The organism is Amylibacter marinus, assembly GCF_030160015.1.
Classification (GTDB): Bacteria; Pseudomonadota; Alphaproteobacteria; order Rhodobacterales; family Rhodobacteraceae; genus Amylibacter; species Amylibacter marinus.
This window is the reverse complement of record NZ_BSNN01000001.1, coordinates 101461-125875: the sequence shown is the minus strand read 5'-3', so window position 1 is coordinate 125875 and position 24415 is coordinate 101461. Positions and strand designations below refer to the sequence as shown.

General features: G+C 49.9%; 24 protein-coding genes and 1 tRNA gene. 11 read left to right on the top strand and 14 right to left on the bottom strand.

The genetic code is table 11. From position 1 onward, the window contains the following. Window positions 1-28: 28 nt before the first annotated feature. The gene (locus QQL62_RS00640; protein ID WP_284375140.1) at window positions 29-532 is read right to left on the bottom strand and encodes a type III secretion system chaperone family protein; all 504 of its coding nucleotides are present in this window, start codon (window positions 530-532) and stop codon (window positions 29-31) included. 276 nt (window positions 533-808) lie between these two features. On the opposite strand from QQL62_RS00640, the gene QQL62_RS00635 reads away from it, so the two are divergent. Next, window positions 809-2164: a GSCFA domain-containing protein gene (locus QQL62_RS00635; protein WP_284375138.1), complete on the top strand. Its 1356-nt coding sequence runs from the start codon at window positions 809-811 to the stop codon at window positions 2162-2164. On the opposite strand, the gene QQL62_RS00630 is transcribed toward QQL62_RS00635, so the two are convergent. Then, the gene (locus QQL62_RS00630) at window positions 2165-2434 is read right to left on the bottom strand and encodes an accessory factor UbiK family protein (RefSeq protein WP_284375136.1); all 270 of its coding nucleotides are present in this window, start codon (window positions 2432-2434) and stop codon (window positions 2165-2167) included. 111 nt (window positions 2435-2545) lie between these two features. Here QQL62_RS00630 and lgt point away from each other — a divergent pair, with 111 nt between their 5' ends. The 3 genes from lgt to pgeF are packed head-to-tail and all read left to right on the top strand — an operon-like array spanning window position 2546 to window position 5244. Further along, the gene (lgt, locus tag QQL62_RS00625) at window positions 2546-3436 is read left to right on the top strand and encodes a prolipoprotein diacylglyceryl transferase (RefSeq protein WP_284375134.1); all 891 of its coding nucleotides are present in this window, start codon (window positions 2546-2548) and stop codon (window positions 3434-3436) included. Further along, on the top strand, window positions 3437-4492 hold the full coding sequence (locus QQL62_RS00620; RefSeq protein ID WP_284375132.1) for a class I SAM-dependent methyltransferase: 1056 nt from the start codon (window positions 3437-3439) through the stop codon (window positions 4490-4492). After that, the gene (gene pgeF / locus QQL62_RS00615) at window positions 4489-5244 is read left to right on the top strand and encodes a peptidoglycan editing factor PgeF (protein ID WP_284375129.1); all 756 of its coding nucleotides are present in this window, start codon (window positions 4489-4491) and stop codon (window positions 5242-5244) included. The genes QQL62_RS00620 and pgeF overlap by 4 nt, the downstream gene beginning before the upstream one ends. Here pgeF and QQL62_RS00610 read toward each other — a convergent pair. Further along, complete coding sequence (locus tag QQL62_RS00610; protein WP_431355734.1) at window positions 5241-5717, bottom strand: Lrp/AsnC family transcriptional regulator; 477 nt, start codon at window positions 5715-5717, stop codon at window positions 5241-5243. The two genes, pgeF and QQL62_RS00610, sit on opposite strands and share 4 nt — an antisense overlap. Before the next feature lie 200 nt (window positions 5718-5917). On the opposite strand from QQL62_RS00610, the gene trxB reads away from it, so the two are divergent. After that, window positions 5918-6859 (top strand): thioredoxin-disulfide reductase, encoded by a 942-nt coding sequence (gene trxB / locus QQL62_RS00605; protein ID WP_284375127.1) that lies wholly within the window; start codon window positions 5918-5920, stop codon window positions 6857-6859. 10 nt (window positions 6860-6869) lie between these two features. Here trxB and QQL62_RS00600 read toward each other — a convergent pair whose 3' ends face one another. Together QQL62_RS00600 and QQL62_RS00595 are read right to left on the bottom strand one after the other, a co-directional pair. Beyond that, window positions 6870-7190: a hypothetical protein gene (locus QQL62_RS00600; RefSeq protein ID WP_284375125.1), complete on the bottom strand. Its 321-nt coding sequence runs from the start codon at window positions 7188-7190 to the stop codon at window positions 6870-6872. A 37-nt stretch (window positions 7191-7227) separates the two neighbouring features. Continuing rightward, the gene (locus QQL62_RS00595) at window positions 7228-7803 is read right to left on the bottom strand and encodes a hypothetical protein (RefSeq protein ID WP_284375123.1); all 576 of its coding nucleotides are present in this window, start codon (window positions 7801-7803) and stop codon (window positions 7228-7230) included. A gap of 71 nt (window positions 7804-7874) precedes the next feature. On the opposite strand from QQL62_RS00595, the gene QQL62_RS00590 reads away from it, so the two are divergent. Next, the gene (locus tag QQL62_RS00590; RefSeq protein ID WP_284375121.1) at window positions 7875-8333 is read left to right on the top strand and encodes a MarR family winged helix-turn-helix transcriptional regulator; all 459 of its coding nucleotides are present in this window, start codon (window positions 7875-7877) and stop codon (window positions 8331-8333) included. Between the two features lie 10 nt (window positions 8334-8343). Here QQL62_RS00590 and QQL62_RS00585 read toward each other — a convergent pair. Then, a tRNA-Arg gene (locus tag QQL62_RS00585) sits at window positions 8344-8420 on the bottom strand. A gap of 41 nt (window positions 8421-8461) precedes the next feature. Continuing rightward, the gene (locus QQL62_RS00580) at window positions 8462-8773 is read right to left on the bottom strand and encodes an ETC complex I subunit (RefSeq protein ID WP_284375119.1); all 312 of its coding nucleotides are present in this window, start codon (window positions 8771-8773) and stop codon (window positions 8462-8464) included. 274 nt (window positions 8774-9047) lie between these two features. On the opposite strand from QQL62_RS00580, the gene uvrB reads away from it, so the two are divergent. After that, complete coding sequence (gene uvrB, locus QQL62_RS00575) at window positions 9048-11216, top strand: excinuclease ABC subunit UvrB (RefSeq protein WP_284375117.1); 2169 nt, start codon at window positions 9048-9050, stop codon at window positions 11214-11216. Window positions 11217-11228: 12 nt separating this feature from the next. On the opposite strand, the gene QQL62_RS00570 is transcribed toward uvrB, so the two are convergent. After that, window positions 11229-13526: a glycosyl hydrolase family 28-related protein gene (locus QQL62_RS00570; protein ID WP_284375115.1), complete on the bottom strand. Its 2298-nt coding sequence runs from the start codon at window positions 13524-13526 to the stop codon at window positions 11229-11231. Between the two features lie 220 nt (window positions 13527-13746). On the opposite strand from QQL62_RS00570, the gene QQL62_RS00565 reads away from it, so the two are divergent. After that, window positions 13747-14205: a signal peptidase II gene (locus QQL62_RS00565; RefSeq protein ID WP_284375112.1), complete on the top strand. Its 459-nt coding sequence runs from the start codon at window positions 13747-13749 to the stop codon at window positions 14203-14205. Between the two features lie 50 nt (window positions 14206-14255). Here QQL62_RS00565 and QQL62_RS00560 read toward each other — a convergent pair whose 3' ends face one another. From QQL62_RS00560 to QQL62_RS00545, 4 genes are all read right to left on the bottom strand, one after another. Continuing rightward, complete coding sequence (locus QQL62_RS00560) at window positions 14256-16472, bottom strand: 3-hydroxyacyl-CoA dehydrogenase NAD-binding domain-containing protein (RefSeq protein ID WP_284375110.1); 2217 nt, start codon at window positions 16470-16472, stop codon at window positions 14256-14258. Between the two features lie 11 nt (window positions 16473-16483). Further along, window positions 16484-16975 (bottom strand): hypothetical protein, encoded by a 492-nt coding sequence (locus tag QQL62_RS00555; protein WP_284375108.1) that lies wholly within the window; start codon window positions 16973-16975, stop codon window positions 16484-16486. Between the two features lie 65 nt (window positions 16976-17040). Then, on the bottom strand, window positions 17041-17499 hold the full coding sequence (locus QQL62_RS00550; protein WP_284375106.1) for a cupin domain-containing protein: 459 nt from the start codon (window positions 17497-17499) through the stop codon (window positions 17041-17043). Continuing rightward, entirely contained in the window at window positions 17499-18713 is a 1215-nt protein-coding gene (locus tag QQL62_RS00545) for an acetyl-CoA C-acetyltransferase (protein ID WP_284375104.1), read from the bottom strand. Before QQL62_RS00545 ends, QQL62_RS00550 begins: the two co-directional genes overlap by 1 nt. A 251-nt stretch (window positions 18714-18964) precedes the next feature. Here QQL62_RS00545 and QQL62_RS00540 point away from each other — a divergent pair, with 251 nt between their 5' ends. Continuing rightward, complete coding sequence (locus QQL62_RS00540) at window positions 18965-19780, top strand: sulfurtransferase/chromate resistance protein (RefSeq protein ID WP_284375103.1); 816 nt, start codon at window positions 18965-18967, stop codon at window positions 19778-19780. Continuing rightward, window positions 19777-21039: a chromate efflux transporter gene (chrA, locus tag QQL62_RS00535; protein WP_284375101.1), complete on the top strand. Its 1263-nt coding sequence runs from the start codon at window positions 19777-19779 to the stop codon at window positions 21037-21039. The genes QQL62_RS00540 and chrA overlap by 4 nt, the downstream gene beginning before the upstream one ends. On the opposite strand, the gene QQL62_RS00530 is transcribed toward chrA, so the two are convergent. Next, entirely contained in the window at window positions 21036-21992 is a 957-nt protein-coding gene (locus tag QQL62_RS00530) for an alpha/beta hydrolase family protein (RefSeq protein ID WP_284375099.1), read from the bottom strand. The two genes, chrA and QQL62_RS00530, sit on opposite strands and share 4 nt — an antisense overlap. Before the next feature lie 237 nt (window positions 21993-22229). Beyond that, on the bottom strand, window positions 22230-23876 hold the full coding sequence (locus QQL62_RS00525) for a lysine--tRNA ligase (protein ID WP_284375097.1): 1647 nt from the start codon (window positions 23874-23876) through the stop codon (window positions 22230-22232). A gap of 107 nt (window positions 23877-23983) precedes the next feature. On the opposite strand from QQL62_RS00525, the gene QQL62_RS00520 reads away from it, so the two are divergent. Further along, complete coding sequence (locus QQL62_RS00520) at window positions 23984-24409, top strand: tellurite resistance TerB family protein (RefSeq protein ID WP_284375095.1); 426 nt, start codon at window positions 23984-23986, stop codon at window positions 24407-24409. The last annotated feature ends 6 nt before the right edge of the window (window positions 24410-24415 follow it).

The following is a 24415-nucleotide window of genomic DNA, read 5'->3' as shown; positions in this document are numbered from 1 at the left end:
AGCATTTGCACCTAAATGCGCGGGAATATCAAGCCCGCCCTAGGGCGTTGGACATTGCAACATTCATCGCAGAAACGGGGCTATCATTGCCCCAGCATGCTAATTGATAGGCAGGGTAGTAGCGCTCGCAAGAGGCAATGGCCGAATCCAGCAATTGGTCAACCTGCCCATCGGTTACAATAGAACCACCGGATAGGATCAGCGCATTGCGATAGGCCATTAGGCGCTGTGCTTTCCAAAAGGAAAATCCACCAGTCCAACAGCTATCATTGGCAAGGTTTAGGGTTTCGTACAACGAACCTAGCTTTGCTTCGGGTGGGTTCATGTCAAAGGTGCAGATCAAACGCAGGGTCTCGTCATAACTCGACCATGCTAAGGTAATGCTGTAACCACGCCATGCGCCCTCTACTAACAGGGTGACCTGATCCTCTGCAGAGCGCGCATACTCCCAACCGCGGCGTCTGGCCATTTTCTCGACCAAATCCAGCGGATCATCATCGATCTGATCAAACCTATGGTTGTGCTCGTTCATAATCTTGCCTTTGGCTCTTTTATGGCCCCTGTAACAACATGTGCCATACAATATTCAGGAACTCTTACCATTTATCGTGGGCTTTACGCCATCTTCTACAAGATATGGTGTGCGTAAATAGGGCATCTGTAAAGGTATTTTTGCAAAAAAACCAAACTATCCCCAAGAAATGTTAAGTTACCCACAATTTAGCGCGCCAATACCACCAGCCGGGTACTTTGCTTTCTGATTGAATTCGCGGTAGCAGGGGTCATAAGCCACCTTACAGGGAACCGGATGACCAAAAAACCACATAGCCTGTCTGTAACATCCGCGAAAGACGCCTATCAGATCATGCGCAAGAATGATCTAAAGCGCTATCCCCATCCCGATCGCGACGGTTCGCGCCTGTACCCCCAAGCACAGCCCGTCCCCAAGGCCAGCTTTCAGTTCGACGAGACCAGCTCGATATTCGCCTTGGGCTCTTGTTTTGCACGTAATATAGAAAACACGCTGTCGGAATTGGGCATGGATGTTCTGAGCCGAAATTTTGATTTTGGCCCGATTGGTGCGCATATGACCCACCAAGGGAACCTGTTTAACAAATATTCGATCCACTCGATCCTGAACGAGCTGACTTGGGCGTTAGAGCCTGAAACACACCCTGGGGAAGCCTTGATTTATCGCGGTGAGGATGGGGCGTATTTTGATTTGCAACTGGGGATGGGGCGTCTGGAATACAGCCTCGATGAAATTCGCGCCTTTCGCGCGCATTACACCGCATCAATCGCCCAGATCATCCATGCTGATGTGATCATCCTAACCCTTGGATATGTAGAAACATGGTATGATAAAGAACTGGGTCATTATCTAAACATTGCCCCCCCTGCCCAGTTGATCAAGCGCTACCCGGATCGGTTTAGCTTTCATGTCCAGAGTTATGACCAGACACTAGAGGCATTGCAGGATATCTATGCGCTCTTGCTTCGCCACCGCGTGAAGCCCCTACGCATTCTGACAACGGTATCGCCGGTGCCTTTGCTGAATACCTTTCGCGATATGGATGTGTTAAGTGCGAACAGCTATTCCAAATCTGTTCAACGTGCCGCCCTAGAGCAATTTACCCAAACCAGTGCTGGTGTTGATTATTTTCCCTCTTATGAAACCGTCACCATGTCCGATCCAAATCTGGCATGGGCACGGGATGATTACCGCCATGTATCCCCTTATTTGGTGGTGCATATCATGCGTTCGGTGATTGACAGCTATTTCCCCCAGACCACCCCCGAGACCACGGCGGCCCTGCATCTGGCCGAAGTCACCGCGAAGGCACAATTGTTGAACAACCGTGAAGATTGGGATGGGCTGTGGGCTTGGCTACAACAGCACTCTGATCTGATTGATCAGCGGGTTGATCTTTTGGTCATGTTGGCGAATTGTTTCCGCAATCAAGACGCATACCAAGAGACCTTTGATACCCTGATACAGGCGTGGGAAATGGCGCCAGAGCGCTATGCAATCCTCGAGCGGCTGATTTGGTTAACGCGCCCCCTTGATCTACCGGATCAGGCCCGTGCATTTTTGGCCTTGCACAAAGATCTCTTTGGCGATCGTCACGAAAAATTCCGAGAGAAGATCACATGGATCAGCTAGCTAGGCCTTTGGGGTCTTCTTCGTAGGCTTCTTTTTGATTTCTAGGGCATCGAGGCGTGCCAGCAATGCCGCATTTTCCTCACGGGCCTTTTGGGCCATGGCCTTAACCGCATCAAATTCTTCGCGCGTAACAAAATCCCGATCCGCCAACCAGCGATCCATCCAGCTCTTCATGGCCGTTTCGGCCTCGTCCTTGGCACCCTGCGCAACGCCCATCGCATTGGTCATCATCTTGGACATATCATCAAAAAATTTACTGTTGGTCTGCATGGTTTTGCTCCGATCTCGGGGTTACATCCCCTATATGGTGATTTTTTTCTGCTTTGCCAATGGTGGGTTGACAGTCTAGGCCATGGGCGCGCAAAACTGAACGAAAAACGGATGCCTGTTTTGTACCCTTTGCTGACTTTCCCAAATATCGATCCTGTTTTGATCTCATTTGATATCGGGCCATTGCACCTTGCCATTCACTGGTATGCTATCGCCTATATTTTGGGGTTCATTCTGGCCATGCAATGGATCGCATTTCTATTGCGCCGGCCACATCTGTGGGGGGATGCAGGCATTCCGATGCAGAAGCCACAGGTCGAGGATTTGATGACTTGGGCGATCCTCGGCACAATTCTGGGAGGGCGATTAGGCTATGTTCTGTTTTACAATTTTGATGGGTTTATCAATGAACCGCTAAAAGTCTTGCGAATTTGGGAGGGCGGCATGTCGTTCCATGGCGGGTTTATAGGCGTGGTCGTTTCGGCGTATCTCTTTTGTAGAAAACACCAGATTAACCCATGGAAACTCGGTGATTTGGTGGCCAGCTCGGCTTGCTTTGGGCTGTTTTTGGGGCGCATTGCCAATTTTATTAATGCCGAGCTTTGGGGGCGCGCTACTGATGTGCCATGGGGTGTTGCCTTTCCAGGTGAGAGTGCCCAGACCTGTGGGCAAGCGGTTGGCGCATTGTGTCTACGCCATCCCTCACAATTGTACGAGGCGGCCCTCGAAGGTGTTTTACTGTTTCTCGTCATGGTTTTTTTAATTTTCTGGCGTGGTGCTCTGCAAAAATCGGGCCAGTTGATCGGAGTTTTCTTTGCCGGATACGGGTTAGCGCGTCTGCTCGTTGAGGGGTATCGTCAAGCGGACAGCCAGTTCATCACCCAAGACAACCCGATGGGCTATATTTTGCAAATGGGTGACTGGGGATTGACTATGGGGCAGATACTATCCCTACCGATGATCATTGTCGGCGTTGTACTGATCCTGCGGGCGCGGCGCTAAATGAGCCCTATGTTAGCGATACTGTTGCGCCAAATTTCCCGTTTTGGCCCCATGAGTGTTGCTGAGTATATGACCCAATGCCTGCTGCATCCGACCCAAGGCTATTACACAAACACCGACCCTATCGGCGCCCAGGGCGATTTTATCACCGCGCCTGAAATTAGCCAAATGTTTGGCGAGGTTATCGGTCTGTGCCTTGCGCAAACATGGCTGGATCAGGGCGCACCAGATCCGTTTTGTTTGGCAGAACTCGGGCCAGGAAACGGTACTTTGATGCAGGACATCCTACGCGCGACAAAATCTGTACCGCAGTTTCACCATGCGATGCGCATCCATCTAATCGAGGCCAGCCCCACGCTGCGGCAACGCCAGAAAGAGTGCCTTGCGGATTTCGAGGTGTCATGGGGTGATAACATCGCAGAGTTGCCTGACCTGCCGCTGTATTTGGTGGCGAATGAATTCTTTGACTGTTTGCCTGTTCGCCAATTCCGCAAAACGGATAAGGGCTGGCAGGAGCAGATGATCGGGGCCGAGGGCGAACACCTGCATTTTGTCCTTGGCGGTCTTGCCCCCGATGGCATGTTCCCCGATCGTCTACGAGACAGTATGATAGAGATTAGCCCAAGTGCGACGGCATTATGCGCGGCAATTGCGGATCATATCGCAGCCCTTTCGGGTGCCGCATTGATCATTGATTATGGCACATGGGGGGAAATGGGCGACAGCTTTCAGGCGATCAAGGGTCAGAAAAAAATCTCTCCACTAGCCGATCCTGGCCGCGCGGATTTAACAGCACATGTGAATTTTCGCACCCTTGCAGATGCCGCCCAAAGCAAGGCTCAGGTAAGCGAATTGGTGCCTCAGGGACTGTTGCTAGAACGCCTAGGAATAACCCAGCGAGCGCAAAGTTTGGCGCAAAATATGCGCCCCCAAGAGCTAGAAGCGCATATAAGTGCGCACAGGCGCTTGACCCATCCCGAAGAAATGGGGCAACTGTTCAAGGCCCTTGCAATCACGCCCAGGGGCAGCAAACAACCCGCAGGATTTTCTGAATGACATTGGAAATAATCACCTCTGACCCGCTATCCCAGTTTCGCCACGGGTTTTTCACCCGCCGTGGTGGCGTGAGTTCTGGGATATTTAAAGGCCTGAATTGTGGGCGCGGTTCTAGCGATCAACGCGATGCGGTGGATCAAAATCGCATGCTTGTGGCCACTGCGATGGAGGTTGATTTGGCGCGGTTGTCTAATGTGTATCAGTATCATTCGGCCGAAGTTGTAGCCGTTGATGGCCCACAGAACGGACAACTAAAAGCAGATGCAATGGTAAGCAAGACGGCCAACCTTGCGCTTGGGATACTTACGGCGGATTGTGCGCCTATTTTGTTTGCCGATGCGAAAAACGGTGTGATTGGGGCGGCGCATTCCGGCTGGAAGGGGGCAATGGGGGGGATTTCGGAAAACACCGTTGCCGCCATGGTAAAATTGGGGGCAGCGCGTGGCAATATCATCGCAACAATTGGCCCCTGTATCAGCCAAAGGAACTACGAGGTTGGGCAGGACTTTTACGAGAGTTTCTGTGATCAAGCCCCAAGTGATGCGCAGTTTTTCACCGATGGGAAAGCAGGGAAGTATCAATTTGACCTGCCTGGATTTTGCCTAAAATCGCTCCAAGAATGCGATATCAAACTGGCCACATGGACGGGGCATTGCACCTATGCAGAACCAGACCGGTTCTATTCTTATCGCCGCGCAACGCATCTTAATCAGCCTGATTACGGGCGGCTGATTTCTGCGATTTCTCTTTAGGGAACGAAGGCCTGAATTGGCACACCTGGCACATCTTTGGCGCAGCGGATAACCAGCGAGGTTTTAACGCTGGCCACGTTATCTGCGCTGGTTAGATTTTCGGTAAGAAACGTTTGAAAGCTGCTTAAATCAGGTGCTACGCATTTTAAAACGAAATCAATTTCGCCATTTAGCATATGACATTCCCGCACATAGGGCCAATCATTACACAGCCCTTCAAAGGCCTGAAGATCGGCCTCGGCCTGCGAATGCAGGCCAACCATGGCAAAAACCTTTACCTCAAAGCCCAATGCCCGCTCGTTAACCACCGCGTGATAACCTTGCAACAGGCCCGCAACCTCTAGGGCACGAACACGACGCAGACAGGGAGGTGCCGAAATACCGACCTGTGCTGCGAGGTCGACATTGGTCATACGGCCGTCTTGCTGAAGCAATTCCAGAATTTTTAGATCAATGGTGTCAATCTTGTGCATAGTGATCCCGTTTGGCTCGGGGACAATCTAGTGGTTTTAGCTCGATTGCGCAATAATATTACACAGCCTTGATATATAATTATCAAGAAATTCAGACAGCCCCCCAATTGGTAAATCTTATGCGATCTAGGGTTATCGCGGGTTCACCTATGAACTTGAGGCGTCTATAAGACCTGCAAAGTCTATCAAAAGGGTACATAATGTCCGAAACACGTCACACGAATTTGTTGATTATTGGGTCTGGTCCGGCCGGTTACACCGCTGGCGTCTATGCTAGCCGCGCGATGCTGAACCCTATTTTGGTTCAGGGTATCGAGCCAGGTGGCCAATTGACCACCACAACCGAGGTTGAAAATTGGCCCGGTGAAAAAGAAATCCAAGGCCCTGACTTGATGGTCAACATGGAAGCCCACGCCAAGGCAATGGGCACCGAAATTATCGGTGATATCATTGCTGATTTAGATCTATCGAAACGCCCCTATACCGCCAAAGGCGACAGCGGCACCACCTACACAGCCGATGCGGTGATTTTGGCAACGGGGGCGCGTGCGAAATGGCTTGGCCTTGAAACCGAAGAGAAGTTCAAAGGATTTGGCGTATCGGCCTGTGCCACATGTGATGGGTTTTTCTATCGTAACCAAGAGATCGTGGTCATTGGCGGTGGTAACACCGCTGTCGAAGAGGCACTGTTTCTGACCAAATTTGCATCCAAGGTAACGTTAATTCACCGCCGCGATGAACTGCGCGCCGAGAAAATTTTGATCAATCGTTTGGAAAAAAACGAGAAGATCGAACCACTGTGGTTTCATGAGTTGGTCGAGGTCACAGGCACTGAAAACCCATTAGGTGTAGAGGGTGTAAACGTAAAGCATACAAAAACCGGCGAGATCACGCATATTCCGTGCAAGGGTGTGTTTGTGGCAATTGGCCATGCACCAGCCAATGAATTGGTTGCGCAACAGCTCGAAACCCATATGGGGGGCTATGTGGTGACAAAACCCGACAGCACCGCCACCTCTATACCGGGTGTTTTTGCAGCCGGTGATCTAACTGATCACAAATATCGCCAAGCGGTTACCTCTGCCGGAATGGGCTGTATGGCGGCATTAGAAGCCGAACGTTTCCTATCCGAAGAGGATTAATTGACCCGCATCAATGCATGCGGCTGATATTAAACCAAAGTAGTAAGGACTTCACGATCAGCCACACAGCGTGGCTGATCATAAAAACCGATATCCAAGAACCTATTATCGCACGCCACAGCGTTGCCTTTGGATCACTAAGCCCCTGTTCTTGGCCAAGTTCTACATAAACGCTATAGCGCGCCGCCGTTAGGCCAATACATGCGACAATTGAACAAACAAGCATCCAAGGGTAACCCGCGCGCCCAAGTGACACACCGATGATCAGCGCGACCAGCACCACCTCTAACTCGCCAAATGCCAGTGCCGTAAACCGCATTAATTCATCCATTATGCCCCCAATACACCATCTGCAGTATGCGATCACATTACCCGATCGCTTCGCGCCCCATTATGCGCCCCAGAACGACGCTGGCAATAGTAACGCACAGCAAAGCCATCCCCAAAGTTAACAGCGCAAATTTGGCCGCCGCAAACCCAGAATAAGGCAGTGCAAGCCAGCTGGCAAAATCATGAGGATTCGCAAGCATCACAAACGACCATGCATTTTCAATCGCATCGCATAGCGCCCCTAGCGCGATTGACGTTGCCGCCCAGCGACCAATACTGCGACCCCAACTACCTGCACGTGCAGCGCGGGCAATACCTGTTGCAAAAAACAAACCCATCAACAGCAGGCCTAGGATGAACGCATAGTCAAGGATTTGCGTTCGCACATAAATCCCCAGTGTGCCTGCATCCTGCATGACCGCATAATAGCCCTTGATTGTTTCGCTATTAAACGTTGTTTGCCCTGTGAAGAAATCTACAGGGTGCTGGGATGCTGTATAACTTTTGTCTAGGTGTGTTTTTGCGGTTTTAAACCACGCAATACTGGCCACCAGACCTGCCAAATGCGCCCATACAGGCAGTGAGAAAATTCGATCTAAAACTTTTGAAAACATAAGTAACTCCATTTGCATTCCTTGGAATGCAGATATATTCTGCGGAATACAAATCAAGGGGAAAATGCGAAATGGCAAAATTGACAGGCCCGCTGGTTGGCAAAGGCGCCACATGGCTTGCGATTGTTACGCAGCTGTACACCAATCGCATGGCAGTTTTGCTCAAGCCACATGGTTTAACCTTGGGCCAATTCAGCATACTGCATCACATCACCCGCCAAAAGTTAGACGGCGGGAATCGCATTTCTGACATCGCCAATGCCGTAGAGTTTGGCCAACCCTCAGTCACCAAAGCGGTGGCAAAATTCCAAAACATGGGGTTGGTTGAGATAAGCGAAAGCATGCAAGATAAGAGATCAAAGACAGTGCAAGCCCTGCCGGCGGCATCGGATTTATTAGATGAAATTCACGCTGCTATTGGTCCGGATCTTTTTCAGGCATTTTCAGCAATTGACGATGATCAGATCGAGGGATTCATATCGCAGTTACAGAATTTAGGCGAATGGTTGGATCGCAACCGGCAAACCTAAGAAAAGTAATTGGCGACCCCAGAAGGACTCGAACCCTCAACCCCCTGCTTAGAAGGCAGGTGCTCTATCCAGTTGAGCTATGGAGTCGCTAAGTGGGGTTTAAAACGCTAGGCCACCGCTGACAAGGCTCAATGCGTCCAAGTTTCGCGGCGACCTGTTGCAAAATTTTCACCATATCCACCTGCGCGCAGAACATGTTTACGGGTTTTGGGTATATCAACGCGATATGCCAGCCCCTTGGATTTGGCAAATGTAACTGCCTCTTCTTGGGTATCAAAGCTCAGTTTCACCTGGCTATTCATGTCGTCAGATCCAGTCCAGCCCATCAAAGGATCAAGCGAGCGTGCAGATTCAGGGGCATATTCCAGAACCCAGACCTTCGATTTACCGGTGCCAGACTGCATGGCATTGCGTGCGGGTTGATAAATACGTGCTAGCATTGGGAACTCCGTTAATCCGATATGTAGATTATTGCGAGAAACGGTCCAAATTTCAAGAGCAGTATGGTATCAGCCGAGCCCGTTGGAGCGAGGGTGGGGGTGGGTCACAGGCCCGACTGACAACCATTTGCTGCTTGCAGAATCATCATATGGTTTATTGGTTAACAAAATGATTACAGCCGAGGACCGCCGCCGTAATTACCTTGCATCATCCGCGCCACGACCTAAACTATGCGGACCACTTCTCGTTAACTTGCATGACCGAGGCCAAGCAATGCTTACATCCAGCGCGCCGCTCCCTGAAAAAACCAAGCTAGAGGGTGGGAAAAAACTGGTTCTGCATACGGAATTTCAACCTGCGGGGGATCAGCCAACGGCAATTGCTGAGTTGGTAGAGGGGCTACAGGATGGCGATCAAAATCAGGTCTTGCTAGGGGCGACAGGCACAGGCAAAACCTTTACCATTGCCAAAATTATCGAGGCCACACAGCGTCCTGCAATTATTTTAGCACCCAACAAAACGTTGGCCGCCCAGCTGTATGGCGAATTCAAAAGCTTCTTCCCTGAAAACGCCGTGGAATATTTCGTAAGCTTTTATGACTATTATCAGCCCGAGGCCTATGTGCCGCGCTCGGATACGTTCATCGAGAAAGAGTCCCAAATCAACGAGCAAATCGATCGGATGCGCCACTCGGCCACCCGTGCATTGTTGGAACGGGATGATGTTATTATCGTGGCCTCAGTGTCCTGTATTTATGGGATCGGATCGGTTGAAACCTATGGCGCTATGACCCAAGATCTGGTCGCAGGTCAAGAGTATGATCAACGTACGATCATGACTGATTTGGTTGCCCAACAGTACAATCGCAATGATGCCGCCTTCGTGCGGGGGTCGTTTCGAGTGCGCGGCGACAGCCTAGAGGTTTGGCCTGCACACCTTGATGATCGCGGCTGGCGTCTATCATTTTTCGGTGAAGAATTGGAAAGTATTACTGAATTTGACACGCTTACAGGTGAAAAAACCAACACCCTAGAAAAGGTGCGTATTTATGCGAATTCGCATTACGTAACCCCGCGTCCAACCATGCAACAGGCCATAAAAAACATCAAATCCGAGCTGGTGATACGCCTAAAGCAATTCCGCGATGATGGAAAACTACTAGAGGCCCAACGCCTAGAACAAAGGTGTAATTTCGATATCGAAATGCTAGAGGCCACAGGCGTGTGCAATGGGATTGAAAACTACTCTCGATATTTAACCGGCCGTGCCCCAGGTGAGCCCCCCCCCACCCTATTTGAATACATCCCAGATAACGCAATTGTTTTTGCCGACGAAAGCCATGTCTCAGTGCCTCAAATCGGGGGTATGTACAAAGGAGACGCCAGCCGTAAACGAACCCTATCAGAGCATGGGTTCCGCCTGCCGTCTTGTACAGACAATCGCCCACTAAAATTCGAAGAGTGGGATGCCATGCGCCCACAATCAGTTTTTGTATCCGCTACCCCACAAAAATGGGAACTTGAGGCATCGGGTGGCGTATTCGCCGAACAAATCATTCGCCCAACTGGGTTATTAGATCCACCAGTTGAAATTCGACCCGTGGATACACAGGTGGACGATCTGTTGGCAGAAATTCGCATCGTCGCAGAGGCCGGCAATCGAGTTCTGGTAACTACGTTAACCAAACGCATGGCAGAGGATCTAACAGAATATCTACATGAGCAAGGCATCCGCGTTCGGTATATGCACAGCGACATCGATACAATCGAGCGTATCGAAATTTTACGCGATTTGCGGCTTGGCGCATTTGATGTGTTAATCGGTATCAACCTGTTACGCGAAGGCCTAGACATCCCTGAATGCGGATTGGTTGCAATTTTGGATGCAGATAAAGAAGGTTTCTTGCGCAGCGAGACCTCTTTGGTACAAACAATCGGACGCGCTGCACGAAATGCCGAGGGGCGCGTGATTATGTATGCAGATCGCATCACGGGATCGATGGAACGTGCACTGGGGGAAACCAATCGCAGACGTGAAAAACAAATCGCGCATAATGAGAAACACGGGATAACGCCTGCAACAGTAAAAAAGAATGTAGAAGACGTTCTGAAGGGTATGTTTGGCGGAGATACGGATCAATCTCGCGTGACCGCACAAATCGATAAAAAACCCTTGGTCGGTGCAAATTTGGCAGCGCACCTAGAGGCCCTGCGCAAGGATATGATTGCAGCGGCCGAAAACCTAGAGTTCGAAGAAGCCGCCCGTATTCGCGACGAGGTCAAACGCCTAGAAGCTGTCGAAATGACCATCGCGGAAAATCCTATGGCACGTCAATCTGTTGTGGATGATGCCATTGAAAGTGCACTACAAAAAGGCGGGCGTTCCACCGCTGGAAAGGGTGGAACGCGCGTGCGCAAAGGAAAAACCCAGCGTAAGTTTTAAAAAATTTTTAGCCTAATCACCCAGCAACTTGTCGGCACGGACAGTACAGAGCACCGTGCCCTTAACATTGCTGGACCACTTGATATCAATTTCATCGCCGTTGGCACCCTGCTCTGTCTCGGCATAGGGCTGTGTGAATACGGCTGAGTTACTGCTATTGGTAATCGCGCCATTGGGTGTGATCGCCGTTACATATTTGGCCGGCAATCCAAACGGTAAATATTCGGCCAGTTCACCTGTCCACGTATTGCTGGTGGATGATGAAGATACCTCGATCGTTACGGGATTTGCTGTGGGGTAATCCACATTGATGAAGCTGTTATTCACCATCGTGAATTCTTGGGTTTTGTTTGTATCAAGGGGGGCAAAGCTATCATCATAGCTCTCGATTTTATCGATATCCGTACCTGAAATCTTAAACACGTTCCCTGAAATATTAAACCCATTGATGAAGTGATCCGCGCCATAGGGCTTCAAGCGAATCAAGGTAAACCATGGATCAACATGCGAAATCAGGCAGAAATTATTGGCGATACTCAATCCAGAAAACGAAGACCCAGTGTTATCGGGGGTACCATCATGCTCGTTGTTCCATTCGATAAAACAATTATCGATATAGTTGGATGTGATAACAGTATTTGTATAGTTTTCGGTCAACACAATACCGGCGGTTTTATCATGCGTCCCTTGGTTATCACCCTGAAAGAAATGGTTCCCACTGATGATATAACCACCGGCCGTTAACACAGCAAAATGCTTAAATCGAACCACCCGGTTGTTGCGAATTTTTGCATCATTGGTGTTGATATTCAACGCGATGGTCGTTCTGTCGGCTACAGCAAGAGGTTGTTCGCTAGATAAAAATTGATTTCGATCCACATTCAACCCTGCACAGGCTGTTCCTATAGACGTAATCCCGCGATCTGCTGGGGACGAGAAGAAACAATCCTTAACCGTATTCGTCAGCCCCGATTTCGCCAAAATGATGCCGCTGGCAACTCCGCCACCGTTGAAATCAATGTTCTCCAAAATCAGTTTCGAAATCTTGGCAAACCCGCTGAAATCCAACAGGTATTGGAATCGTGTGAACGTATAACTTTGGGATGCCGCCGCGCCATACAGAGCATTACTTAGTGAGATCGTGTTCGTTACGGTATCAATATCCTTCACGTAGACCTCGCGCCCAACGCCCGTACCCTGTACCAAAGACCCAACCGCAATTGAGGCAATGTTTGTCACGTTTGTCAGCTGGAAATCATTGGCGGAGGCATCGTAACTGGCTGTTTCTGTGACACTAACGCTATCCCAATTCGTGCTGTTCTGCGCTCTGATTTCTCCGTTTTTCAGCACGCGGCGGGTGCTGAAAATATCGTGATTGCCCACGACTGCATGCACATCAATTGGGCCAGTCAAACTAATGCTGCGACCACCCAGATCAAATGTCTCATGATCTGTAAAGTTAAAGAGCGCTTGAATACCCTTTTTCAACGCCGTGGTCTCATCTCCGAACGCTTCTTCATAGCTTTCAAACTCAAAGTTTTTGGTCAGCTGAAGAATTGCATTGTCTGGCATCGCCAGCGTACCCTCGAACCGCATCCGGTTGTTTATCGTCACCGTTTGCCCAAGATAATATGTGCCCTCTGGCACTAGTATATCGCGCCCGTCAGCGTCGGCGTCTGCGGCTTCAAATGCAGCACTGTTATCTGTTACCCCATCACCAATGGCACCGTAATCTTGAACATCCACGACATCGATCATTTTCCTTAGGAATACCGATGTCACATCTTCGATGACAATATCTTCCACACGCACAACCCCGCCAGAGGTACCGATCAAATCCAAACCAAAATGTCCAAAAATAGGCAAACGACCCCAAGCTAAATCAACCCCTGTACGGTTTCCACCACCGATGATGGCGCTGACCTCAACGACTTCGCCATAGCTTGTTAGTGCAACAGAATCCCCAACCTCAACCAAGCCAGATACATGCGCACCCCCAGCGCCCCCAGCCCAGCCAGCAATGCGAACCGATGGCAAGGCACCCGAAATTGCCTTTACTCGGGCCGACACTCGCAGATAGCACCCCGCCAGCATTGGCGTTTCCGCCATAGAGCGAATTTTTTGCGTGCTTTCAACTTTTTGCACCTCGAAACAGGTGCCAAAGTCGGCATCTGCAGAGATCAGCGTCGCATTGCTGGCCCCGTCATAGGTTAGTGATCCAGGCGTTCCATCTTCGCTGGACCAAACATCTAATCCGTCTCCAAATGCTGGCGGCATCAGGACAACCCCATCAGTAATGACTTTGTTCATCAAATTTCCTCTTGGCTAATACTCGTGACGCTTGGCGCCAGCTATGCCATTGGGCCCCATGCCCAACCGCGACCCGTTTTTTACTAACAATGGATTAACAGAGCCTAGGAACAGCGTGCGCCGCAATCCCTAGTCTCAGATTGGTCTTGAAAAATAGGGGAGCTTGCATATTTCTGAAACTTGCATATGTGTTGAACAATTCCACTAAGGAGGGTTTAAAATGATCTTTAATCTTATTATCGGTGCCTTGGCCGGCTATGGCACCCGTTACGCAGAAGAACCACTTGCCGCATTTTTGAAAGATAAATTTGAGATAAAGCAGCCAGATATGCGGGTGCTAACCTTTGTCGTTCTGATGCTTGCTGCGGCTATATTGATAGCAATTTCAGGTAAGAATGGGCAGCCATTTCCGCTTGTTCTTGGGGGTGCAATTGGGTTTTTCCATGTTTTTCTACGCAAAGTTGGAACAGAACAATATACAATTCAAAAGGCGAAAATGGACGCGCGTAAGAATTCTTCATCAGCCCCAAGTCAATCCGATGACTCCGCTGTAAAAGAAGAACCAGAGCCTCAAGAAGAACCAGAGCCTCAAGAAGAACCAGAAGAGGCTGAACCAGTCACGCCGAAAAAATCCAACGTGAAAAAACCAACACAAAAAAAACCTCCCGCGAAAAAATAACCAAACGACGAGATCAAAATAGAAAAGGGGCCGCACCGCGACCCCTTTTTTTATACCGAGAATTCGGCTGCAGAGGCGGCCTTGGGGCCATAGCGGCCATAAAATGTCTCGCCACTTTCTGCTAAATCCCGCAGCAACCTTGGTGTGGTAAAGCGCGCGCCAAATTGCTTGGTTAGCTGGTCACAGATTTCCACAGCATTGGCTGCCCCGATCATATCAAGCCAGCTAAACGGACCACCTGACCAAGGTTGGAAACCCCACCCTAAAATTGCACCAACATCGCCCTCGCGGATATCCTCTAAAACTCCTTCTTCAAAGGCACGAACGGCCTCTAAGACCTGTGCCATCGCTAGACGGTTTTTGATTTCTTGAATTTCCGGCTGTTCATCAGCAACCGGCCATTCCCGCCGCAAACCGCCCCAGATACCTACACGCTTGCCTTTCTCGTCATAATCGTAAAACCCTTTGCCATTCTTGCGTCCCATTCGATCATCATTGTACATTTTCTTAATAATCGCATCCGCCGCAGTGAAGGGATATTGATCCCCAAGCGCATTTTGCGTTGCAGTCATGATCTTATAAGAAAGATCAATAGATACCTCATCGGCCAATTGTAGCGGCCCAACGGGCATGCCCATCAGCCTAGCAACGTTATCAACCATCGCAGGCTCTATGCCTTCATCCAGCATCAAAACCCCCTCATTAACATAGGGCAGGATGCAGCGATTGGCATAAAAGAACCGCGCATCATTCACCACAATCGGTGTTTTCTTAATCTGACGCACAAAATCCAAGGCCTTGGCCACAGCCTCGTCACCGGTATTTTGACCTTTAATAATCTCTACCAAGTTCATCAGATGTACTGGGCTGAAAAAGTGAATGCCAATGTAGCGGCTGTCATCACGGCTGGCCCTCGCCAATTCCGTAATTGGCAAGGTCGAAGTGTTGGTGGCAAAGATCGCATCTTTTGGCAATTTTGCCTCGGCCCTTGCTGTAACATCGGCCTTAACACCTGGGTCTTCAAAGACGGCCTCAACTATCAAATCACATCCATCTAATGCTGCATAGTCAGGTGTTGCGGTCACGTTTCCGATGATCTCGGCGGCCTTATCGGCGGTGATTTTTTTGCGCTTTACCCCCTGATCCAGCAACCCTTGAATGGTCTCCTTCCCACGCTGGGTTGTCTCATCGTCGCGGTCAATCAGCACCACCTCGATTCCAACACGCGCAGACACAAATGCAATACCTGCCCCCATCATACCAGCGCCCAGAACACCCAACTTTTTGACCGACATATCCTTTACCGCCTTGGGGCGCACCGCGCCTTTTTCCAAAGCAGTTTTATGGGTAAACAAGGTGTTGATCATCGCGCTTGAACTTGGGTTCATCAACACATTGGTAAACCAACGTGCCTCGATCTTAATCGCCGTATCAAAGGGGACCTGTGCGCCCTCGTAAATCGCAGATAGCATTGCCTTGGCCGCGGGGTAAACCCCCTTGGTCTTGCCGTGGATCATCGCGCTGGCACCAACATAGGTCATAAACCCTGCGGGGTGATACGGCGCACCACCTGGCATCTTAAAGCCCTTAGTATCCCATGGCTTAACTATATCCGCATCTTTAGCGGTCTTCACCCAGTTCTTAGCACTGCTTAGCAATTCATCAGCGGGCACCACCTCATCAACCAGCCCAATCCGCTTGGCCTTCGCTGGGTCACTTAGCTTACCCTCCATCAAAACGGGGGATGCAGACATCATATCTAACTTACGTGTCAATCGGGTCGTCCCACCTGCACCAGGGAAAATCCCTACCAAAATTTCTGGCAAACCAATTTTTGCCTTGGGGTTGTCGGCCGCAAAAATGCGGTGACATGACAGCGGGATTTCATAGCCAATGCCCAATGCGGTACCGGGCAAGGCAGCGGCAATCGGTTTACCGCCTTTGTTTTTATCATCCATTCCCGCACGTTCAATTTTACGCGTGATTCGATGAAAGTTCATGATGCCGTCAAACAGACCACGCGCAGGTTCATCCCCCGCCATTTCCGCCATCTTCGAAATAACATTCAAATCCATGCCGCCCGCGAAATCGGCCTTGCCTGATGTAATGACTGCCCCGATCACCGCATCATCCGCCAGCACCTTGTCTACCAATGCATCAAGTTCTGCAGTGCTATCAAGGTTCAAAACATTCATCGATTTATCTTGGCAATCCCATGTGATTGTCGCAATCCCATCGGCATCAACGTCATAGTGAAAATCCGCCATTTTTGGCCTCCTTACATTTGTATCAAGCGAACCAACTCCCTGGCCGCATGTATATTTCCATCAACTTGCTTGATCACCCGCAGCGCGGTTATGATCGGATCTTTGGTCGAAAAGCTCTCCATCACGATTTTCTCAATTCGAAACCCAATATCGGTTGGGCGTAAATAATAAACCGCGATCGTGGGTGCGGCTGGTTCTTGATTGGCTTGAACCACATTCCATTCAAGGCGCAACAGGCCATTTTCAGAGTCAACAACTTCGTAGGATATGGCCTGCCCACCAAGGATATCCACATCCTTCAATTCAACAATTGACCCCATAATTTCATACAGCACCTGATGTTCTCCCGCGCTGTGAATGCGAAATTCGTCCTCGCCAACAATATAAACGAGAGGATAGTTGAAGCACTTGGTGCCCTTGGACCAATCTACGCCAATGCGAAGCCCCAATATCCAATCCAGCGTTTCTTGTGGATTTATCGGCACAAAACTAGGCCGTTCCATCACTGGAACTCCGCGAAGGTCGCAAAAATGTATATTGGATGTCTCGTTCATGCCTGCCTTTCACCCTAGAATTCAGAACCATCTTTGCGCGTAAACACATAATTTCCGTTCTGAGCAGTCGCCTTCATATCCACATCTGAATATTCGACATACTCGTCTCTTTCGCGCGCCCCAATCACCAAGAAGGCTGCCTTAGTTTCGGAATGATTAACAAAATGGTGCCCATTCTTCACACCCGCAGGGAAGGCCGCAAACTCTCCAGCAGTCAAAACCACCGATCCGGAATCCTCGACCAAGGTCAGGAACCCTTCGGTTACCATCACAAGCTCATCTTCATATTGATGCCAATGGCGCAAAGATGACTTTGCACCTGGATTTAGAGTTACTAGGTTTGCGCCGAACTGAGACATCCCACCAGCATCCCCTATCCGTAAAGAGGATCGCCCCTCCATTTCGGCATCATACGGGGCTGGATAGACCGATCCCGTTTTCACAGGTACTGTAGAAAGATCAATTTTTGGCATTATACACGCTCGATAATGGTCGCCGCACCCATTCCGGAACCAATGCATAGAGTCGCCAAGCCGGTTTCTTTGTCGCTGGCCTCCATCTCGTCCAACAATGTCCCAAGGATCATAGCACCAGTCGCCCCCAGCGGATGCCCCATGGCAATTGCTCCCCCATTCACATTCAACTTGCCGTGATCAACATCAAAATACGTCATGAAGCGTAGAACAACGCTGGCAAATGCTTCGTTCACCTCGAATAGGTCAATATCCCCAATTGCCATCCCACTTTCGCGGAGGATTTTTTCCGTTACAGGTACCGGGCCGGTTAGCATGATGGTTGGGTCAGTTCCGATTTTAGCAGTCGAGCGAATACGCGCACGTGGCTTCAATCCGTTGGTTTCACCGAACTCTTTATTCCCAATTAATACCGCCGCAGACCCATCAGAGATCGCCGAAGAATTGCCCGCGTGATGCACATGATTGATCCGTTCTAATTCAGGATACTTCATTAAGGCAATTGCATCAAAGCCAGGCATGGTCTCGCCCATATCCTTAAAGCTGGCGCGCAAACCGCCAAGCCCTTGCATATCTGTGGGGCGAATTTGCTCATCAACGGCTAACAACTCTAGCCCGTTTTGATCCTTAACGGCGAGGCGCGAGCCATTGAACACACCAGCCTTCGTTGCCGCCGCCGCGCGCTTTTGGCTTTCAACCGCATAGGCGTCACAATCATCCCGGGTAAATCCATACTTGGTTGCAATGATATCCGATGAAATTCCTTGGGGCACAAAATAGGCCTTCATTGCCAAATAAGGGTCAACCGCAATTGCGCCCCCATCCATGCCCATCGGCACACGGCTCATGCTCTCGACTCCGCCGGCAATATAGGCGCTACCGGCACCACCGCGCACCTGATTGGCAGCCATGTTCACAGCCTCTAGGCCCGATGCACAAAACCGGTTGATTGAAACGCCTGGCACAGTTTCGTTCAAATCCGAATATAAAACGGCAGACCGCGCCAAACAAGCGCCCTGCTCTCCGATCTGGGTAACATTCCCCCAAATAACATCCTCGATCTGAGATCCACCCTCGGCCAGATTATTCCGCTCGACAATACCGTTCAGCATATCCGCAGATAATTTCACAGCGGTTGCTTCATGCAGGGAACCATCCTTGCGTCCTTTGCCGCGAGGGGTTCGAATTGCATCATAAATATAAGCTTCGGTCATTGTTCGGCCTCCGATGTGGTCACGATTGTCTGGGCGCAACTTGCCCCAATAAATAGAACTGTTGACATCAATAGAGTGCGCTATGCGCTAAACTTCAAGAACAATCACCACCTCATGACGTTAACGTCACGTAATTTCTCAGCTTGACCAAACCGCTACAATTTGGAAAATTCAGATAAGGGGTATTCGCGAACGCCCCGTGAGGCTGCGGCCCAAGATTCGCATCCACACCTAGAAAGGAAGGATGCGCTATGCCATCTCCAAACCAAATCACCGCTGCACAATTGAACCGAAAGATCGGGACACCGAACTGCCCCATACTTATCGATGTGTCTATTGACCAAGATTTCGATGCCGACCCATATCTCATCCCAACAGCCATGCGCCGTGATTTCAAGACCATCGACCACTGGGCGCATGAGTTTCACGATGCCAAGGTGGTATTGATTTGCCAGAAGGGATTGAAACTTTCGTCTGGGGCATGTGCGATTCTGCGCAGCAAGGGAATCGACGCTGAATTCCTTGAAGGCGGCAATCAGGGTTGGCGCAAGACAGGGCTGATGCGCATTCCCGCGGCCACTGTTCCTATCGGCCCTATGGGCCACAGTGTTTGGGTCACACGGGATCGCCCGAAAATAGATCGCATTGCCTGCCCTTGGCTAATTCGCAGATTCATCGATCCCAACGCTCAGTTTTTGTTTGTGCCTGCAACACAGGTCTTAGACGTTGCCGAGAAATATTCGGCAACGCCCTTTGATAGTGCCAATACCTTCTGGGGACATCGCGGCGATCATTGTAGCTTTGACACCTTCACCACCGAATTCGGGCTGAATAGCGCGCCCCTAATGGCGCTCGCGCGCATTGTACGCGCCGCAGACACGGGAAATTTGGAATTAGCCCCAGAAGCCGCTGGCCTGTTGGCGGCGTCTCTTGGATTGTCTCGCATACACCGTGATGACAACATACAACTAGAGGCCGGTTTGCCACTCTACGATGCCTTCTATCGCTGGGCGCGAGATGCATCCAATGAAACACATACCCACCCAACAGGCGCGTCAGTATCATGAGCAATTCGCCAACGCTTGCGCAGGCTAGCAAAATCTGGGGTAAAATTGGTCTTCTTTCTTTTGGCGGACCCGCCGCACAAATCGCATTGATGAACTCTGAAATAGTTTCTAAACGCGGTTGGATGTCAGAACGCCAGTTCCTATCAGCGCTCAGTTTCTGCATGCTATTACCAGGGCCAGAGGCCATGCAACTTGCAACATATGTTGGATGGCGGCTAAATGGGACAATTGGTGGATTGATTGCGGGGACGTTATTTGTCCTTCCTGGTGCTATGTTGATCATGGCCTTGGCAACACTTTACACGCTTTTCGGTACAGTACCTCTGATCGATTCTCTATTCCTCGGAATCAAAGCAACAGTTGTGATCATCGTTATCGAAGCGCTATTGCGTGTTGCTCGGAAAACATTGCTTGGGCGTATCAACTACATCATTGCGGCCTCCGCTTTTATTGGGATTTTTTTCCTAAATCTACCCTATCCATTGATCGTGATTTTTGCTGGTCTGTGCGGGTGGTTCTTTCTTAAATCCCCTCCCAGCGAACCAGTTAGCCTACCCAAGATTTCTATTTGGGCAACGATCAAAACGACCCTTATCTTTGGTGTACTTTGGGCGGCCCCGATCGTTGCGCTTTGGGCGACTACCGGCCCAAGTATTTTAACCGAGATTGCAGGTTTCTTTTCACGACTTGCGGTTGTCACCTTTGGTGGCGCCTATGCCGTGCTGGCCTATATGACCCAAGACGTCGTGTTTGCCAAAGAATGGTTAAGCGCTAGCCAAATGATGGATGGCCTGGGACTAGCGGAAACTACGCCAGGCCCGTTGATCTTGGTCACTGAGTTTGTAGGGTTTCTTGCTGGTGCCCAGCAAGGGGGGATTGGGCTGGGGTTTGCCGCCGCTTTGGTGACGCTTTGGGTTACATTTATACCCTGCTTCTTGTGGATATTTGTAGGGGCTCCCTACATTGATTGGTTGGGCGCGCATTCACGGTTTTCCAGCGCGCTTAGCGCGATAACGGCCGCGGTTGTCGGCGTTATCCTTAATCTTTCAATCTGGTTTGCAATTCATGTGTTTTTCGAAACGGTTACACCCACATCCATTGGCCCAATTCAATTGCTAATACCTTCGCTGTCGACCGTGAATATAATAGTCTTGGGCCTGACGGCTCTTGCCGGGTATTTATTGTTAATGCGCCACTGGAATGTGGTGTGGGTATTGCTGATCTGCGGTGGGCTGGCGGCAATGCCAGCCCTATACTAAGGCAATGGCAGCAACATTCCCGCATGTGCGCGCCAAAACTGAATGATTTCACTGAGCAAGTTGATATCACAATTTCGAGAAGGGCAAGGGGCACGATTCCCGCCCCAGCCCGGCCAATCATGCCCCCCATCAAGGGTTGTCAGAACCGCCACCGCAGCACTTTCGGTACCCTGTTCAAAGTAGTCCTCGCGCACAGTGATCGTTTGATCTGCAGGCGCGGGGCCTGCCCCTAAATTGGGGTAAAGAGATTCGTGGCGCTGGGTATTCGCATTATTAAATCGCACCAGCCAATCGCGCGTGATCGATCGAATCGTGGGCATATCATACACACCAACTGATTTAGACAGATGGGTAAAATAAAAGCATTCCATGACATGGCGAGCCGAGCGAACGGGTTGGCAGGCAGGGTTTTCATCTACAGCCTTGGCCACCACGGCAAGTGGAATATTTTTTTTGTCTTCGGTTCCCATTTGAAACAAAAACGGGCGCTTAATCGTTTGATTTAGGGTGAATCCATCTAAATTGGATTCCTGTTTGCTGGCATTCCTTTTTCGTTCCGTCATCCCAGCACCGGCAACAGCAAATCCCGAGAACCGCTCAGCAAGTTGGCGCGTTAGCAACAGTTGATAGATGAAATCCCCACCGTTAGAAAACCCCAGTGCAAAAAACGCGTTACTCTGACGCTCTTGTTGAAACTTATCCAAGAGCACTTGCGTAAACCTTAGATCATCGGTCCACTGGCCCCCTGAACAGCTGTCGTTCTGGGCTAGATCTTTCCATGTATCCGCCCCACGCCCGATTTGGCGCCATACCAAGGAACATTTACCATCAACGCGCGAAGGGGACGCATCAGGGATAACCAATATCATGGATTGCTCTGTGCTTTCCCGCCACAGATTTGCCAGCGCTTTGGCTTTACCTCCTGCTCCATGATAAGAGAGAATAACGGGCAAATCACCTCCTTGTTGCGGCAGATGTTGGCAATAAGTTCGTTCGCGTCCGTCCACCAATATCGCACAGGATTGGAACTCTCTCGAGCCGCAATCGACCGTGGATTTAGGGGGCGTACAAACCTGTGCAAATACCGAACAAGGTAGGCATAGCAAAAATACAAAAAGCAAAAAGCGCATCTATCAATTCTCTGACTTATTAGTTTCCCCCAATAAGCCACAGAACTGATTAAATTTGATTTAAGTTAGATCACCATTTAGAGCTGCTTGTATCAAGTTGATCGTTTCAGCAACGCCATACAATGCAATAAACCCTCCAAAGCGAGGCCCTTGGGATGCTCCTAGCAACACTTCATAAATGGCCTGAAACCAGTCACGTAAATTGCCAAAACCATGATTTTTACCGATTGCAAAAACCAGTGCCTGCAGGTCATCACCATTGCTTAAATCATAACCAGATAAATCTACAGGATCCTTGCCCATATCAGCATTCTTCTTATGAATCATTGTTTTTGCCAATTCAGCATCCGCCAAACCTGCCGCTAAATCAGCCAATGCTGCCGCCTCTTGGGGGGTGGCCTTTCTGAATGTTTTGGCAGGTTTCACAAAGTCATGGTAATAACGCACGGCAAATCCTGCTGCCTGATCCATGACAGGGTTGTTTGCAGGAGACGCATCCGGTGCATACCGGTTGATAAATCCCCACATCTTGTCTTTGGTCTCTGCACTGGAAACCGAGGCCAAATTCAGCAACATCGCAAATGAAATAACCATATCCGATTTGGGCACATCCCCTTTGTGGATGTGGTACACTGGGTTGGCCAACTGCGCCTTGGTATCTTGGGTATGGTATGCATTTAGCTGTTGATGGTATTCGTCCACTGCCTTGGGGATCACATCGAAATGCATACGCTTTGCGGTCCCTGGTTTTAAATACATAAAGTACGACAAACTTTCCGCGCTGGCATAGGTCAACCACTGATCAATCGATACGCCGTTACCCGAGGTTTTTGATATTTTGTGCCCTTCCGCATCTAAGAAAAGCTCGTAAAAGAAATGCGCGGGCGCGGGCGCGCCCAAAATACGGCAAATTTTATCGTAGATATGCGTATTCGTTGAATGATCTTTACCATACATTTCGAAATCCACATTCAACGCGGCCCAACGTGCTCCAAAATCGGGCTTCCACTGTAACTTCACATTGCCACCGGTGACCGCTAGCGTGGTTTCAGTACCATCCTCATCATCAAATGTGATGGTATGGTTTTGGGTATCGACTGATTTCATCGGCACGTACAAAACACGCCCCGTTTTGGGCGAGATCGGCAGGAATATTGAATAGGTTTTGCGGCGTTCTTCACGTAGGGATGCAAGCATCACCTCCATGATATCGTCATATTTTTCCACTGCGCGTTTCAAAACTTCGTCAAACGCGCCGGAGCGGTAATACTCTGTCGAGGAATAGAACTCGTACTCAAACCCAAATGTATCCAAAAACCGGCGTAGCATCGCATTGTTATGCGCCCCAAAACTATCATGCGTCCCAAAGGGATCTGGCACATCGATCAGGGGTTTTTGAATATGCTCTGCCATCATCTCTTGGTTTGGCACATTGCTAGGTACCTTGCGCATTCCATCTAGATCATCACTGAAGGATACCAGTTTGGTTGGAATGTCGCTGATAACGCCAAAGGCATGCTGAATCATTGCAGTACGTGCCACCTCGCCAAAGGTGCCGATATGCGGCAAGCCAGATGGGCCATACCCTGTTTCGAATAAAACAAAGCCCTTTTCCGGTGTCTTGCCCTTCAAGCGTTTCAGCACCTTGCGCGCCTCCTCAAAGGGCCAAGCTTTTGATTTCATCGCTTCTGTGCGCAGATCAGACATGTTTTTTCTCTTTTAGCAGGTTTTCACCAGAACCCCTATTGCCCCACGCCCTTGGGGTCAATATTCTGTGCCTAACAAAAAGCAAAAACCACATAAAGGTAACGCAAATGACAGAGAACTCTCCAGCACCATGGTCCCCCCAAGACGCTCTTGTGGCAATGATGGTGGCAGCCTCTGTTTCGGATCAAGCCATTAAGACCATCGAATTACTTTCAATCGAGCGGATCGTGAATTATCTGCCCGTTTTCTCTGATTACAATATTGATCACCTAAGCACGGTTTCAAATTCGGTGTTTGACTTGCTCGAAAACGAAGACGGCCTCGATGCACTCTTTGGTTTGGTTAAGGCATCATTGCCTGAAAAGCTGTATGAAACGGCCTATGCCTTGTGCTGTGATGTTACCGCATCCGATGGCCGCCTGCGCGAAGAGGAATTGCGGTTTTTACAAGAAGCCCGCTACGAGCTGAACATTTCGCGCCTGCATACCGCGGCCATTGAACGCGGCGCGCGAGCACGGCATTTGGTGGAATAACACCTC

What these genes read in the sequence shown, in the direction of transcription:
- QQL62_RS00565 (WP_284375112.1), top strand. Translation starts at nt 13,747, where the DNA reads ATGATCTTTAATCTTATTATCGGTGCCTTGGCCGGCTATGGCACCCGT.
- QQL62_RS00540 (WP_284375103.1), top strand. Translation starts at nt 18,965, where the DNA reads ATGCCATCTCCAAACCAAATCACCGCTGCACAATTGAACCGAAAGATC.
- QQL62_RS00560 (WP_284375110.1), bottom strand. Translation starts at nt 16,472, where the DNA reads ATGGCGGATTTTCACTATGACGTTGATGCCGATGGGATTGCGACAATC.
- QQL62_RS00630 (WP_284375136.1), bottom strand. Translation starts at nt 2,434, where the DNA reads ATGCAGACCAACAGTAAATTTTTTGATGATATGTCCAAGATGATGACC.
- lgt (WP_284375134.1), top strand. Translation starts at nt 2,546, where the DNA reads ATGCCTGTTTTGTACCCTTTGCTGACTTTCCCAAATATCGATCCTGTT.
- chrA (WP_284375101.1), top strand. Translation starts at nt 19,777, where the DNA reads ATGAGCAATTCGCCAACGCTTGCGCAGGCTAGCAAAATCTGGGGTAAA.
- QQL62_RS00590 (WP_284375121.1), top strand. Translation starts at nt 7,875, where the DNA reads ATGGCAAAATTGACAGGCCCGCTGGTTGGCAAAGGCGCCACATGGCTT.
- uvrB (WP_284375117.1), top strand. Translation starts at nt 9,048, where the DNA reads ATGCTTACATCCAGCGCGCCGCTCCCTGAAAAAACCAAGCTAGAGGGT.
- QQL62_RS00555 (WP_284375108.1), bottom strand. Translation starts at nt 16,975, where the DNA reads ATGGAACGGCCTAGTTTTGTGCCGATAAATCCACAAGAAACGCTGGAT.
- pgeF (WP_284375129.1), top strand. Translation starts at nt 4,489, where the DNA reads ATGACATTGGAAATAATCACCTCTGACCCGCTATCCCAGTTTCGCCAC.
- QQL62_RS00620 (WP_284375132.1), top strand. Translation starts at nt 3,437, where the DNA reads ATGAGCCCTATGTTAGCGATACTGTTGCGCCAAATTTCCCGTTTTGGC.
- QQL62_RS00600 (WP_284375125.1), bottom strand. Translation starts at nt 7,190, where the DNA reads ATGGATGAATTAATGCGGTTTACGGCACTGGCATTTGGCGAGTTAGAG.
- trxB (WP_284375127.1), top strand. Translation starts at nt 5,918, where the DNA reads ATGTCCGAAACACGTCACACGAATTTGTTGATTATTGGGTCTGGTCCG.
- QQL62_RS00640 (WP_284375140.1), bottom strand. Translation starts at nt 532, where the DNA reads ATGAACGAGCACAACCATAGGTTTGATCAGATCGATGATGATCCGCTG.
- QQL62_RS00580 (WP_284375119.1), bottom strand. Translation starts at nt 8,773, where the DNA reads ATGCTAGCACGTATTTATCAACCCGCACGCAATGCCATGCAGTCTGGC.
- QQL62_RS00520 (WP_284375095.1), top strand. Translation starts at nt 23,984, where the DNA reads ATGACAGAGAACTCTCCAGCACCATGGTCCCCCCAAGACGCTCTTGTG.
- QQL62_RS00550 (WP_284375106.1), bottom strand. Translation starts at nt 17,499, where the DNA reads ATGCCAAAAATTGATCTTTCTACAGTACCTGTGAAAACGGGATCGGTC.
- QQL62_RS00525 (WP_284375097.1), bottom strand. Translation starts at nt 23,876, where the DNA reads ATGTCTGATCTGCGCACAGAAGCGATGAAATCAAAAGCTTGGCCCTTT.
- QQL62_RS00635 (WP_284375138.1), top strand. Translation starts at nt 809, where the DNA reads ATGACCAAAAAACCACATAGCCTGTCTGTAACATCCGCGAAAGACGCC.
- QQL62_RS00545 (WP_284375104.1), bottom strand. Translation starts at nt 18,713, where the DNA reads ATGACCGAAGCTTATATTTATGATGCAATTCGAACCCCTCGCGGCAAA.
- QQL62_RS00570 (WP_284375115.1), bottom strand. Translation starts at nt 13,526, where the DNA reads ATGAACAAAGTCATTACTGATGGGGTTGTCCTGATGCCGCCAGCATTT.
- QQL62_RS00595 (WP_284375123.1), bottom strand. Translation starts at nt 7,803, where the DNA reads ATGTTTTCAAAAGTTTTAGATCGAATTTTCTCACTGCCTGTATGGGCG.
- QQL62_RS00610 (WP_431355734.1), bottom strand. Translation starts at nt 5,717, where the DNA reads ATGCACAAGATTGACACCATTGATCTAAAAATTCTGGAATTGCTTCAG.